Annotated in this window: 8 protein-coding genes; 5 read left to right on the top strand and 3 right to left on the bottom strand. The window is 73.3% G+C overall.

From position 1 onward, the window contains the following. The first annotated feature begins 118 nt into the window (after positions 1–118). From OHT77_RS06350 to OHT77_RS06335, 4 genes are all read left to right on the top strand, one after another. Positions 119–1,828, top strand: a complete 1,710-nt coding sequence (locus tag OHT77_RS06350) for a carbamoyltransferase family protein (RefSeq protein WP_328827013.1) — start codon at positions 119–121, stop codon at positions 1,826–1,828. Positions 1,829–1,951: 123 nt separating this feature from the next. After that, the gene (locus OHT77_RS06345) at positions 1,952–3,211 is read left to right on the top strand and encodes an MFS transporter (RefSeq protein WP_328827012.1); all 1,260 of its coding nucleotides are present in this window, start codon (positions 1,952–1,954) and stop codon (positions 3,209–3,211) included. Further along, the gene (locus tag OHT77_RS06340; RefSeq protein ID WP_328827011.1) at positions 3,208–3,375 is read left to right on the top strand and encodes a hypothetical protein; all 168 of its coding nucleotides are present in this window, start codon (positions 3,208–3,210) and stop codon (positions 3,373–3,375) included. Before OHT77_RS06345 ends, OHT77_RS06340 begins: the two co-directional genes overlap by 4 nt. After that, positions 3,375–6,545, top strand: a complete 3,171-nt coding sequence (locus tag OHT77_RS06335; protein WP_328827010.1) for an AMP-binding protein — start codon at positions 3,375–3,377, stop codon at positions 6,543–6,545. Before OHT77_RS06340 ends, OHT77_RS06335 begins: the two co-directional genes overlap by 1 nt. Positions 6,546–6,801: 256 nt before the next feature. Here OHT77_RS06335 and OHT77_RS06330 read toward each other — a convergent pair whose 3' ends face one another. The 3 genes from OHT77_RS06330 to OHT77_RS06320 all read right to left on the bottom strand — a co-directional run bounded on the left by OHT77_RS06330 (position 6,802) and on the right by OHT77_RS06320 (position 10,235). Beyond that, positions 6,802–7,323 (bottom strand): hypothetical protein, encoded by a 522-nt coding sequence (locus OHT77_RS06330; RefSeq protein ID WP_328827009.1) that lies wholly within the window; start codon positions 7,321–7,323, stop codon positions 6,802–6,804. Positions 7,324–7,674: 351 nt separating this feature from the next. Continuing rightward, entirely contained in the window at positions 7,675–8,730 is a 1,056-nt protein-coding gene (locus tag OHT77_RS06325) for a helix-turn-helix transcriptional regulator (protein ID WP_328827008.1), read from the bottom strand. Between the two features lie 1,058 nt (positions 8,731–9,788). After that, entirely contained in the window at positions 9,789–10,235 is a 447-nt protein-coding gene (locus OHT77_RS06320) for a nuclear transport factor 2 family protein (RefSeq protein WP_328827007.1), read from the bottom strand. Positions 10,236–10,593: 358 nt separating this feature from the next. Between OHT77_RS06320 and OHT77_RS06315 the strand changes: the two genes are divergently transcribed. Then, complete coding sequence (locus OHT77_RS06315) at positions 10,594–13,656, top strand: AfsR/SARP family transcriptional regulator (RefSeq protein ID WP_328827006.1); 3,063 nt, start codon at positions 10,594–10,596, stop codon at positions 13,654–13,656. The last annotated feature ends 61 nt before the right edge of the window (positions 13,657–13,717 follow it).

The following is a 13,717-nucleotide window of genomic DNA, read 5'->3' as shown; positions in this document are numbered from 1 at the left end:
AGAAGGAAAAAGCCCGGCGCCTATTTCTTCGGCGCGGTATCGCTGCTAATTTTTAGCGCACAGGTCGTCGTCCGTCAATTACCGGGCCGCACGGTCCGTACGAAGGGAATGACTTGCCATGCGAATTCTTGGTGTGAATGGCTGGCCGGGTGCGAGCCACGACGGGTCCGCCTGCCTCCTGGTCGACGGGAAAGTGGTCGCGTTCGCCGAGGAGGAACGCTTCACCCGGCACAAGCACGGCTACGGCGAGGCCCCGCTGCACGCCGCCGCCTTCTGCCTTCAGGAGGGCGGTTTCGCCCTGGAGGACATCGACGTCGTCGCCCACGGCTGGGACATGCCCTCGCTGCTCACCCGGCGCGGCCTGGACTGGTTCCCCGACAGCGCGCGGGCGCTGGACTTCCTGTTCCCGCGCGAGTACTTCCCCCGCGGCCGCGACCCCGAGCTGGTCTTCGTCCCGCACCACACCGCCCACGCGGCCAGCGCCTACTACTTCTCCGGCCGCGACCAGGGCGCCGTCCTGGTCCTCGACGGCCAGGGCGAGTGCGAGAGCGCCACGCTGGCCTCGGCCGTCGGCGGCGAGCTGAAGGTGCTGGAGGCCGTCCCGCCCGGCTGGTCCCTCGGCTACTTCTACGCCGCCGTCTGCCAGTACGCGGGCCTCGGCGCCGACGCCGCCGGCAAGACCATGGGCCTCGCCCCCTACGGCACCTCCGGCGACCTGACCTTCGGCGGCGGCCTCAGCTTCCTCGACGACGGCTACGCCGTCGGACCGGTGCCGCGCACCCTGCTGTCCACCGGCAGCACCGACGAGGAGACGGACACCCTGCGCCTGTGGCTCGCCCACCTGGAGAAGACCAGCGCGCTGCCGCCCAACCGCACCAGCCGCCACTACGACCGGGGGAGCGGCCGCTACGTCCGGCGCACCGATCGCGACCCCTACGAGTACCGGGACCTCGCGGCCACCGCCCAGGAGGCCGTGGAGCGCTCCGTCGTCGCCATGGCCCGCCGGCTGCTGCGCGAGACCGGCCAGGACACCCTGCTGGTCGCCGGCGGTGTCGGCTTCAACGCCACCCTGAACGGCAAGCTCGCCCGGCTGCCCGAGGTACGCGACCTGTTTGTGCAGCCGCTCGCCGGCGACCAGGGGGTCAGCCTCGGCGCGGCCGGCTGGGTGGCCGCCCAGCACGGCGAGCACATCACGCCGATGACCGGCACCCTCGCCTGGGGCGAGCAGTGGGACGCCGACGCCGTCCGCCGGGTGCTGCACAAGCAGGGCGTCCGCCACACCGAGCACGAGGACATAGCCGACACGGTGGCCGGACTCCTGGGCCGCGGCCAGATCGTCGGCTGGCACCAGGGACGTGGCGAGGGCGGCCCCAGGGCCCTGGGCCACCGCTCCATCGTGACCGCGCCGTTCCCGGTGGCCAAACGAGACCGCATCAACCTCACGGTCAAGGACCGCGAGTGGTGGCGGCCGTTCGCGCCCAGCATGCAGTTGGAGGAGGCGCCCGCCCTGCTGGGGGACGGCACACCGCTGCCCTACATGATCGTCACCACCCCCGTGCCCGACGCGGGGCGGGCCGCGATGCCCGCCGTGATCCACGTCGACGGCACCACCCGCCCGCAGACCGTCACCGCCGAGGACGACCCGCTCTACCACCGGCTGCTGGGCCGGGTCGCCGAGCACACCGGACACGCCGTCGTGCTCAACACCTCGTTCAACGGCCGTGACGAGCCGGTCGTGTGGACTCCCGCCGACGCCCTCGCCACCTTCGCCCGCAGCCCCCTGGACGCGCTGGCCCTCGGCCCGTTCCTGATCCGCCGCACCGACTGACCCCCGGTGCCGAGCGCAGCCGACCGTCCTGTCGGCCGGACACCTTCGTGCTAGCGTCTTTGCATGCCTTATTAGGTCCGCTCGCCCCAGCCGCCGTCCTCCGGCCCCTTCCGCGTCGGTCTGGTGTACCTGTACACCGGCCTGACCGAACTCCTCCCGCTGAACGCCGTCTACGCCCTGCTGATGACCTCGCACGGGGTCTCCACAGGAGAGCTGTCGGTTCTCTTCGCGGTGTGGACGCTGACCACCTTCGTCTGTGAGGTGCCCTCCGGGGCCCTGGCCGACCGCTTCCCCCGCCACCGCGTGCTGGCCGTCGCGGCGCTCGCTCTGTGCACCGGGTTCGCCCTGTGGACCGCGCTGCCCTCGCTCGGCTCGTTCGCGGCCGGATTCGTCCTGTGGGGTGCGGGCACCGCCCTCACCTCCGGGACGCTCCAGTCCCTGCTCTACGACGGACTCGCCGGTGAGGGCAGGGCCGGGCAGTACGCCCGGGTCAGCAGCCGGATGGCCGCCGTCCAGGCGTGCTCGCTGGCGGCCAGCTCCCTGGCCGCCACACCGTTGGTCCTGCTCGGGGGCTACGCCGCGACCGGCTGGGTGTCCGTCCTGTTCACCCTGCTCGCCGTTCCCACCGCCCTGGGCCTCGGCCGCTGGGCCCCCGGCCCGGCACCGGCCCCTGAGCCGCGACCGGGACCGGGACCGGAAACACAACCCGAGCCGCCTGGCTATCTGACCGTGCTGCGCGCCGGGCTCGCCGAGGCCCGCGGCACCCCGCGGGTGCGCTCCGCCGTCCTGCTGACCGCGGCCCTCACCGGCCTCGGCGTGGTGGACGAGTACCTTCCCGTGCTGGCCCGCGAGGCCGGCACGCCCGCCGCCGCCGTACCGCTGCTTCTGCTGCTGCCCTGGGCGGCGATGGCGGCGGGCGGTTTCGTCGGCGGGCGCATGGCCGGGGCCGGCGACCGCCTGCTGGCGGTGCTGCTCGGCGCGGGTGGCGCCGCCCTCGCCGCCGGAGCGCTCACCGGCCGCCCGGCCGGGTTCCTCGGCATCGCCGCGTTCTACTGCGTCCTGCGACTGGCCCAGATCGTCGCCGGCACCCGGCTCCAGCACGCCATCTCGGGACCCGCGCGGGCCACGGTCACCTCGATCGCCGGTCTTGGCGCCCAGGCCGTCGCTCTCGGCGTCTTCCTGACCCTCGGCCTCGCGGCCCGCTGGGCCTCCGCGGCCGTGCTGGTCGCCCTCACCGCCGTACCCGTGCTGCTGCTGGCCGTCCGGCTGGCCCTGCGCCCGGACGCCGCGCACGACGTCCCCCCACCGTGGCCCGACGAGCCACCGCCTCCGGCACGGGCCGACGCAGTCGAGACGACCGTCGTGAAGGAGAGCGACGCATGACACCGAACACGGCCGCCGTCGCGGTGGATGGCCTGCCCGACGGTGAGGGGCAGGCCAACCGCCCCGCCTCCTGGGCGCCGCCGTCCCGTGAGGGGCGGCTGGACCCGGCCCACCGACCGACCGGCTCCGTGCCCGACGGCACGGCGGCCGGCGAGGAGACCTGATGAACTCCGCGTCGCGTCAGGCACCCACGCTGGAGGCGAACCCGTATCAGGCGGCCCAGCTGATCGCCTCGCTGCTGTCCGACCGGCACCGCGTCGGCACCTTGGCCGTCCGTGTCCCGCTGGACGCCGAGGGAGCCGGTGGGGCGGCGGGTGTGGTCGGCCTCGCCGAGGCCCAGCGCGCCTGGACCGCCCTGCTGCGCTCGGCCACGGCCCTGCGCGTCCGCTTCCACGACACACCCGACCGGATCGTGCAGGAGCTGCGCGCCTACGACGATCTGCCCGAGGAGACCGTCCGGGTCACCCTCCACGACGACCACCCGCATCCCGACGGTCTCGCGCCGTTCGGGCCCGTCCTGCTGACGGCCCGTCTCGACCTGCGCGGCAGCGGTCCGGTACTGGCCCTGCGCGTCCACCGCGCCCTCGTCGACGAGCACGCCGTGCTGCTCGTCGGCCGGGCGCTCCGGGACTTCCTCGTCCACTCGGATGCTGTGCCCGAGGACGACGGCGACCGCTACGGGCGCGCTCAGGAGGCGCTGCTGGAGGCATCGCGCCGGGAGCCGCCGCCGCGTCCGAGCGACGGGGCGCCGCGCGGGTCGGCCGGCCCGGGCGGGCCGCTGCTGAGCCGACCTGGCGGGGACCCCTGGGAGCGCGCGCACCACGCGGTGCGGCTGGAACCCGGGACGGTCGCCGCCTTGCGGCTGGCGGCCAGGCGGGCCCGGGCTTCCGTCGTCCCGGTGGCACACGCGGCCGTCCTGGCCGCGCTGCACCGGCTGGCGCCGGACCGCACCCCTGTGGTCGGCGTGCCGATGACCCTGCGCGACCTGAGGGCTGTGGGCCTCGATGCCGTCGGCCTCTACGTCAACGTCGTGCCCACCACCGTCCCCTGCTCCGCGACCGACACCTTCGGCGAGCTGGTCGATCGGGTCCGCGCCGAGTCGCAGGCCCTGCACGCCCGCAAGTTCGCGTCCGCCGGCGACCTCGCCGGAGCGGACGGCGTCGCCCGCCCCGGCCACCACGTCCACCCTGATGTGGTGCTCGCCGTCTGGGACGACTCCCTCCAGTCCGGCGCCGACGAGCACGTGCCGGCCGCCCGGCGGTCCGGGGAGCCCGGCGCCCCGCTCGGTGTCGAGGTGGTGCTCGGCCCCGAGGAGGGGCTGATCCGCTTCGACTGGCGCAGCGGGCTCGTGCCCTGGCCGCCCGCCCCGCAACTCGCCTCGGCTGTCGTACGGGCTCTGACCGAGCTGCCCGCGCGGCCCGAGCTGAGGGTGGGGGAGTTCGCGCTGCTGGACGCCGCGAGCACCGCCGAGGTGCGGCGGAACCTCGGCGGTCACCCGCCGACGGCCGGCGCACCGGCGCCCTCCGTCGTCGAACTCGTCGAGCGCGCCGCCGCCCGGGCACCCGGAGCCCCGGCCGTCAGCGACGCCGAACGCGCTTGGAGCTACGAGGAGTTGATGGCCGCCGCGGCCCGGGTGCGGGACGCGCTGCGGTCCCGGGAACTGCCCCGGGGCACCCGGGTCGCCGCCGCCTGCGGCCACGACACGTGGCAGGTGGCGACCGCGCTGGCGATCTGGCAGGAAGGCCTCTGCTATGTGCCGGTGGACCCCCGCGGCCCCGCCGGACGCAACCGGTTCGTGCTCGCCGACTCGGCGTCCGCGCTGGTGGTGTGCGCCCCCGGCGGGACCGGTGCGCCCTACCTGGCCGGGACGCCCGACCACGTCGTTCTCACCACCGACGCCCTGCCCCCGCGACCGGACGGCGCCACGGCGGGGCCCGGCGACCGTCCAGGACCGGACGAGCCCGCCTGTCTGACGTACACCTCGGGCACTACCGGCCGGCCCAGCGGCGTGACCGTCACCCACCACAACCTGGCCGCGTTCCTGCGGGCGATGACACTGGCCCTGCCCGGCGCCGCGGAGGGCGACTGGCTGGCCGAGACCTCGCCGTCGTTCGGCATCTCCCACGTCGAGATGATCTGGCCGCTGACCCACGGCCGGCACGTCCAGCTGCGGTCGCCCGACGCGCGCGAGAACGCCGCCGACCGGCGCCCGTTCGAGCACCGCCAGTGCACCCCCGCCCGGGCCGGCCGGTTGCTGACCGCACGGGAGCAGGGCCGGCCGCTGGGCCGCTGGGACGTCACACCTCGCTACTGGCTACTGGGCGGCGGCAGGCTGCGCGGCACGCTCCTGCGACGGTTGCGCGCGGCCTACCCGGACACTGTCTTCGTCACCCTGTACGGACCCACCGAGGCGACCGCGTGGGCCACTTACCACGTGGTCCGCGGCGACGAGGGCGCCGACGTGCCCCTGGGCCGGCCGCTGCCCAACAGCGGGGTGCTGGTGACCGACCCGCACGGCCACGACGTGCCCCAGGGCGTCGTCGGTGAACTCCTTGTCATCGGCGACTCGGTGGCGCCCGGTTATCTCAACCGCCCCGAGGCGACCCGGCAGCGGTTCACCGCGATGGCGACGATCGGCGGGGCGCGCGCCTTCCGGACCGGTGAACCGGTGTCCTCGGGACCGGACGGCCGCCTGTACTTCCGGGACCGCGACGACGATCAGGTGAAGATCCGCGGTCACCGCGAGGCGAGCGGCGAACTCGAGCAGCGGCTGCTGGCCCTGCCGGGCGTCGACGAGGCGGCCGCCGTGGTGCTGGATGGCGGCGATCCCGAGCGGGCACGACTGGCCGCGGCCGTCACGGTGGTCGGCCCCGCTTCCTTCGACCCGGCGGAGGCCGGCAGGCGGCTGATGGCCGAGGCCCCGGAGCCGATGCCGCCCGCCCGACTCGTCGTCCTGGACGCTCTGCCGCGGCTGACCAACGGCGAGCCGGACCGGCTCGCCGTGCGGACCGTGTGTGAGGCCGCCGCTGCCGGGGCGGACGGACCGGCCGGCGGGCCGGTGTCCGAAGGCTGTCCGCGGACCGCCTCCGCCGCTGGCGGGGTGCCGGACACCGTGCTGGGCGTGGTGCTTGCCGCGGCCGAGAAGAGCTTCCACCGGCCGATCGGCGGCCAGGAGAACTTCTTCGACCTGGGCGGCAACTCCCTGACCGCGCTCCGGCTGACCGCGCTCGTCCGTGCCGGGGGCTTCCACCTGGAGGTGGAGGACGTCTTCGACCTGCCGGACATGCGGGCCCTGGCCGACCAGGCCACCCCGGCACCCGGTGGCCGGGACTGACCGGTGCCGGGCCGCACCCGCACCGCGCCGCGCCGCCCGGGACCGTCCGGCCCCCGTGACCGGCGACGTCACCGTGGTCCACGCAGGCGCGCCCCCTGTCCGTGTGCCCCTGCCTGTGCGGTCCCGCATGCCCCGGGACCCCGCCCGGGAGTCCTGGCGACCGCGCGACGCCGGAGGGACCGGATGCCACCGTCGCCCTGACGGAGACGCACCCGGGTCCGGACCGGCACCGGCTGCCGGATTCCTCCGGCGTCCGTCACACCGGCGAACTGCGGTCCGTCGTCACCTGGTCGGGTTCCCGCCGCGAGAGGGTCAGTTCCAGCACGAGTGCCTGACTGCGCGTGGACAGCGCACAGTTGAACCCCGCCGGGAGGAAGAGGACCTCGCCCGCCCGGAGCCGGTGCCTCAGCCCGCAGACTCCGGCGGGCCAGTCCGACCCGAGCGGGGTGAGACGCGCCTCGACCGCACCTCGTAGGGGAAGCAGGAAGGTGTCGGCCGCGACCGGCGTCCCTTCGGTGCTGTCCCCGGCCGCGACCGTGCGGTAGCGGGCGCGGGTCCTGTGCTCGACCAGCGTGCCGAGGCGTTCGGCGAAGTCGAGCGCCAGGTCTCGCCGTGCCGAGCCGTGCTGCTCGTGGGCCGCGATCAGGGCCGGGACGACGGTGTCCTCACCGCGCGGCCAGACCACGGCAGCGCTGCGGCCGCAGTGGGTGGTGAACGTCCACACCATGTCGGTGAGGAAGGTCTCCAGGTCGGCCTCGAAGGCCGATGCCGTGTCCATGCGCGTCTCCATCGTGCGGTTCGGGGCGCACGAGGAGCTGCGGGGGATCCCTCCGGGGGCAGCGCTCCGTCGACGCGGTGTGGTCCCGGATCCGGTGAGCGTTCGTCGTCCGGGGTGTGCCCGCGGCTGTGACGCGAGGGAACTGCGGGACGTACCGGCCGTGTCACCACCGTGGGGACGCGGGGGTGGCGACTGCGTGGACGTGAGGCCGGCGCCCGGGCCCGGCGGATGCTGGGCCCGAGTGGTGAAAACCGCGAGGACACCGGTGATGCGCGACGCGGGTTGCGGCGAGCAACACCGTACAGGCGCCGCCGAGTTGGAGCCGGCACCTGCCACGATCGCGACTTTGGCCTACCGGGCGGGGTCGTGCAAGTCATTATCGCCGTTGTCGCCGGTCGGCGGATGCTCCGTCAGCCGGGCGCGGGCGGCGAGCACTCCCGCCTGGAAGCGGCTGTCGGCGCCGAGTTCCTCCATGATGTCGGCTATGTGCCGACGGGCGGTGCGCAGCGACATGCCGAGGCGGCGGGCTATCGACTCGTCCTTCAGCCCGGCGGCGAGCAGGTCCACTATGGTCTGGTGGATCTCCTTGGCCACCAGTTCCAGGCCGTCCTGGGCGGCGTCCGAGAACGGGGTCGCCCGGATCCACTGCTGTTCGAAGATCGCGTGCAGATAGCCCACGATGGTGGGTTCGCGCACCGCCACCGCACCCCAACTGCCGGTCCGTTCGGGGAGGAAGGCGAGGCTCTCGTCGTAGATGATGACGCGCCCGATGAGTTCGTGCGCGGTCCGGTACTCGGCACCGAGCGCCGTCGCCGCCGCCACGTACGCCTGGCTGGGGGCGTTGAAGCGGGCCGTGTGGTGGTAGAGGGTGCGCATGCGCACGTTCCTGGAGAGCAGGGCGTGGTCGCGGCCCAAAGCCTCCTCCATCGCCTCCGGGACCCGCCCGCTGCCGCCGGGCTGGCTGCTGACCACTTCCTCCCGGCACTCGTCCGACGCCCGGTTCAGGGCGGCCCTGACTTCCTGCAGCGTGGGGATCACTTCCACGGTGTCGTCACGGTTGCCGGTGCGGCCTGCGAAGAAGTGGTCGCGTAACCGGTCTATCTTCCCGTGGATCAGGTCGAGTTGTTCCTCCTGGCGGCGGATGGCGGCCCGCAACGGCGCGGTCAGCGTGGTTGCCACCGCGTCCGGGTCCACGACCGCCACCTCGTCCGGCGTGTTCCGTACAGGTCTCACAAGACCGAGGACGGCCAGCCGCTTCAGCGCGGCAGCGGCTCTTTCCTGGGGGAGTCCGAGCTCCGAGGCCGCCTGCTCGGCCTGGCCCTTGCCTCCGTCGACAACCCAGCCATAGACAAGGATGTCGTCCTCATCGATGGATGGGGAGCTCGGTGAACTTTTCTGCTCGTTCATTCCTTCAGTATTTTCACAGCCGGTGCGGAATCCAGAGCCGATCGGGCAGGGTTTTCTGCATGTTCGAGTGATCTTCCACACATGTTTCTATGCGCGTAGAGGCATCGTTGTCTTCCGACGATCTCCGGCGGCCACCGCCTACGGGCGTAGATTCTCCGGGCGAAGATCCTCCGGGCGGTGCTGCCCTTCACGCGGTCGGGAAGTTTCCGACCGCGAATCGAAGGGCGGTCGAATGCGCGAGGCCGGGTTCCCGAACCGGTCTGTGAACAAAGAGAGATGACCGAAAAGGTGGCGACGGTGCGGGATGCGAGAATAGATCCGGATATGCTTTTCGCCGAATGTACCCCGAATTCTGCCGTCCGGTGATTCTCCCGCTTCACGCCTGCCGGGCAACTCCCGACGGAATTGATTTCCTGGATCATGGACCCGGAGCGGGCCGGGCCGATCGCGGTCCTCGACCGGTATTGCTTTCACCGGACGAGTTCCGCCGCACCGCTGTTCGCCGCCGCCGGCCGCCCGTATCCGGTGACCTCGCCCGGCTCCGCTCCCACCTGCGCCTCCGCCCGCCGTGGCGCGTGCCGGGTCCGGGGTTTCCGCGTTACCTTGCCGGCCGTATGTCACGAGATCGCGTGACTGTCCGCCGGTCGGATTCGGCCATAAACTGAAAAGCGAAGAAGGCCGCGGAGGGTCGACGACCGCGGCGACAGCCGAAAACGGGGCCCGCGGAGTGGTGTGGCATGGGGAGTACTCCGCCGTGCGGTGGAGACCGCCGACTCCTGTGCGGTCCTGTCCGGGCCGGCACGCGAACCCGGCTCCAGCGCTCCGCCGGCCCGGTTCCGCACGCTTCCCCGTGTGCTCCCGCGACTGCCCGCCGCCCGTGCGGGGAAGCGGTCCGGCACCGGAACACCGGTGTCCGGCGGTTGCCCCGCGGGCGGATCGGATCCGGGAGCGGCGCGGCTCGGGCCGCGGTGCCGTCGGCGAACCGGTCACCACGGCCGTCCCGCCCCGGATCTTTCCCCACGCGTGTGCTGTCGGCGGTCGCCCGGACCGCCGGGGGATCACTCCGCCGCGGGGTGCTCCGGGTGCGTCGGCAGGCCGTTCGGCGGGGGCGCGTAGTAATAGCGCCGGCACTCCCGGACCAGGGTCTGCCCGGACAGGGTGAACACGTCCGCGAAGTCCACGTCGTACGCCGCCCCCCGGGCGGTGCCCGGCGCCTGGCGCACCACCCGTCCGAGAACCACCACCCGGCCCTCGTCGGCCACGACGGTGTCCAACTCGTGCCGCCTGAGCAGGGTCGCCTGCGCCGCGTGCGCGCTGAGCACCGCGTCCCGGCCCCGGTACGGCGGCGCGCCGGGGTGGTCCAGCGTCACGTTCTGCTCCGTCAGGGAGGCATACCCGTCGATGTCCCCGATGTCCAAGTAGTGATAGGTGAGCATCACATGCCGCACACCGGCTGCCGTCACCTTCGAACCGGCTTGGGGCATACGGAAGTTGTCGCTGTTCATCACTGGATGACCGACCTCTCGCTCTCGGTGGACGGGCGTGGCTGCGCCGACGGCTCCCACCGGGCGATCGTCCGGCCGGCCGCTGTCCCGCCGCTATCACCGCGTTATCCCGCCCCCGTGACCTGGTCACCCGTTGTTCGCAACGGTGGTCACCACTGGCCACCCCGGGACACGGCGGCCGCTCCGGTGGCGGCCCGGGCGGTGGCGGGCGGGTCATGTCACGGCCCCGGTCAGGGCCCTGGTCCAGCCGCTGGTCACCGCTGTTCAGCTACTGCTCAGGACGGTGGGCAGCCGTGTTTGGGCCGTAGACTCGGAGGTCAGGCGGGCTGTGGCCCGCTGTGTGCGACGGGGAGGGTTCATGGCCGGAGTGCGCCTGGAGTCGCGTGAGCGGGCGGTGGGATTCACCTTTCAAGTGCTGGGCGAGCTGAAGGTGTTCGGCGGCCGGGGCACGGTGCCCGTCACGGCGGGCAGACAGCAGGTCATCCTCGCCGCCCTGCTCCTGGAGAGCGGACGGCTCCAGAACCGCGACCACCTCATCCGACTGCTGTGGGCCGAGGATCCCCCGGAGACCGCCCGCACCCAGGTGCAGATCTGCGTGTCCCGGATGCGCAAGACCCTGACGGCCGCCGGCGTCGAGGCCACCATCGAGACCCGGCCGCCCGGCTACGTCCTCCAGATCGACGACGCGGCGCTCGACCTGAACGTCTTCCGGCGCACCGTCGGTGAGGCCGCCGTGCTCGGCGGCGAGGGCCGCACCGCCGAGGCCGCCGCCCTGCTGCGCGCGGCGGTCGGCCTGTGGTGCGGCCCCTGTCTGAACGGCATCCCGAGCGACGAACTCGCCCGGATCGCCGAACACATCGACGAGGAACGCCTCGCGGCCACCGAGTCGTTCATCGAACTGGAACTCGCGCTCGGCCGCCATCACCAACTGACCGCCGAAATAGCCCGGTTGGTGGGGGAGAACCCCTTACGGGAGCGTTTCCGGGGGCAGTTGATGCTCGCCCTGTACCGCTCCGGCCGCCAGGCCGAGGCCCTGGAGTCCTTCCGGCAGGGCCGCACCCTGCTCATGGACGAACTGGGCCTCCAGCCGGGCGAGGACCTGCGCCGGCTGGAGCAGGCCGTCCTGACGGAGGACCCCTCACTGCGGCTGGTGCCCACGGCCGGCACCCACCTGCGCGGCACCGAGCCGGTGCCGGACGCGTCCGCCACGGACCCCGGGCCCGACGCCGCCACGGACGAGGACGTCCGCACCCCGGCCCGCGCCGCCGTCCCCCGCCAACTCCCCGTCGACACCGCGGACTTCGTAGGCCACCAGCAACTCGTCGCCGAGGTCGAGGGCGTCCTCACGGACACCTCGCGGGTCCGGGCTCCGGGCATCGTGGTCGTCACCGGCCGCTCCGGCATCGGCAAGAGCACCTTCGCGGCCCGGGTCGCGCACCGGCTTGCCGAGTCCCACTTCCCCGACGGTCAGCTCTACTGCCAGCTGCGCGGCGGCCGGGCCGACCCGGTCGACCCACGTGAGATCCTCGGCCGGTTCCTGCGCGCCCTGGGCCTGCCCGGTCCCGCCATCCCGGACTCCCTGGAGGAGCGGGGCGAGATCTACCGCAGCCTGCTCGCCACCCGGCGCATCCTGGTCGTCCTCGACGACGCCGTCGGCGAGGAGCAGATCTTCCCGCTGCTGCCCGGCGGCCACTCCTGCGGGGTACTCGTCACCACCAGGGCCAGGCTGACCGCGCTCCCCGGAGCCCACCGGGTCACTCTGGACATTCTCGACGAGCAGGGTTCACTGGAACTTATCGGCAACGTTGTCGGTGCCGACCGGGTCGGCGGCGAACCCGAGGCCGCCAGGGCGCTCGCCGCCGCCGTCGGCGGTCTGCCGCTCGCCCTGCGCATCATCGCCGCCCGGCTGGCCGCCCGCCCGCACTGGCCGCTCGCCTCGATGGTGCAGCGGCTCGCGGACGAACGCCGCCGCCTGGACGAACTGACCCATGGCGAGATGACCGTACGGGCCAGTCTCGCCCTCACCTACGACGGACTGGCCGAGCGGGACCGCACCCTGCTGCGGCTGCTCAGCCTCACCAAGGGCTCCACCTTCCCCAGCTGGATCGGCGGCGCCCTGCTCGACGTGCCGGACGCCTATCCGTACCCGTCCGATCTCATGGAATCCCTGGTCGACGTGCAGATGCTGGACGTCGCCGGTGTCGACGCCACCGGGGAACTGCGCTACGGCTTCCACGACATCATCCGCCTGTTCGCCCGGGACCGGCTGGCCGTCGAGTCGGACGAGACCGAGAGGCGGGCCGCGACCCGCCGGGTGGGCGGCGCCTGGCTCGCACTGGTCGGCGAGGCGCAGCGGCGGATCCTCGGCACCCGCTACATCGACGGGCCCGCCGTCCGCTGGAACCCGCCCGCCGACCATGTCGGAACCGTCCTCGGCCGCCCCCTGGAATGGCTCGACACCGAACTCGAGAACCTCAGCCTGACCGTCGAGAGCCTCGCCCAGGGCGGCGAGGACGGCTACGCCTGGGAACTCGCCGTCAACCTCGCCCCATTCTACGAGGCCCGCGGCTATCTCGACCACTGGGCCCGCACCCACCGCAAGGCGCTGACCGCGGTACGCCGCAGCGGCAACCTGCTCGGCCAGGCCGCCCTGCTCGCCTCGCTGGGCTCACTGCACCTGAACCGCCGTAACCTGCCCGAGGCCCGTCGGTCGCTGACCACCGCCGTCGGACTCTTCGAGGAACTCGGCCACACCAAGGGGCTCGGGCTGTGCCGCCGCGACCTCGGCCTGCTGGAACGGCTGGCCGGCCATGACACCGCCGCGATGGACCTGTTCGAGCGGGCCGAGCGGGACTTCGGCGACGACGACCCCTGGGCCCGTGCCTCCGTCCTCGTCCAGCGCGCGGTCATCCTCCTGCGGCGCGGCGACGTCAGCCGGGTGGAGGCCGAACTCGACGAGGCGCTGGAGATCTGGCGCGACCTCGGATACCTCGGCGGGCAGGCCCGGGTGCTCCAGCGCGCGGGTCAGATGCACCTGTACCGCGGGCAGCCCGCCGACGCCCGCAAGGCGCTCGTCGAAGGCCTCAGCATGGTCCGGGACGACGGCGATGTGATCGGCGAGGGATACATCCTCCACGACCTCGGCCGGGTCCACGTCCGCCTCGGTGAACTCACCGAGGCCGCCTCGTACTTCGCCCGCTCGCTGTCCGTGCGCGAGGACATCCTCGACCAGGCCGGCGCCGCCTCCGTACGCGTCGACCTCGCCGACCTGTCCCTGCTCGGTGACGACACCGCGAAGGCCGGCGGCCTGCTCACCGACGCTCTCGAGGTGTTCGGCCGGCTCGGCATGGCCGAGGAGGAGGGCCGGGCCGCCGGGCTGCTCGCCCGGATGACCGGCGACGGCGCCGCCGAGAGCCGGTGACGCGGACACCGTAGCCGTGTACGTGCCGAGGAGTGGACCCCGACCAGAGGTAGCAGTCACC

Origin of the sequence: Streptomyces sp. NBC_00252, from assembly GCF_036187565.1 — a bacterium.
Classification (GTDB): Bacteria; Actinomycetota; Actinomycetes; order Streptomycetales; family Streptomycetaceae; genus Streptomyces.
The sequence above is the reverse complement of the archived record's forward strand: the minus strand, read 5'-3'. Positions and strand labels throughout refer to the sequence as shown.

What these genes read in the sequence shown, in the direction of transcription:
- OHT77_RS06350 (WP_328827013.1), top strand. Translation starts at nt 119, where the DNA reads ATGCGAATTCTTGGTGTGAATGGCTGGCCGGGTGCGAGCCACGACGGG.
- OHT77_RS06340 (WP_328827011.1), top strand. Translation starts at nt 3,208, where the DNA reads ATGACACCGAACACGGCCGCCGTCGCGGTGGATGGCCTGCCCGACGGT.
- OHT77_RS06335 (WP_328827010.1), top strand. Translation starts at nt 3,375, where the DNA reads ATGAACTCCGCGTCGCGTCAGGCACCCACGCTGGAGGCGAACCCGTAT.
- OHT77_RS06330 (WP_328827009.1), bottom strand. Translation starts at nt 7,323, where the DNA reads ATGGACACGGCATCGGCCTTCGAGGCCGACCTGGAGACCTTCCTCACC.
- OHT77_RS06325 (WP_328827008.1), bottom strand. Translation starts at nt 8,730, where the DNA reads ATGAACGAGCAGAAAAGTTCACCGAGCTCCCCATCCATCGATGAGGAC.
- OHT77_RS06320 (WP_328827007.1), bottom strand. Translation starts at nt 10,235, where the DNA reads ATGAACAGCGACAACTTCCGTATGCCCCAAGCCGGTTCGAAGGTGACG.
- OHT77_RS06315 (WP_328827006.1), top strand. Translation starts at nt 10,594, where the DNA reads ATGGCCGGAGTGCGCCTGGAGTCGCGTGAGCGGGCGGTGGGATTCACC.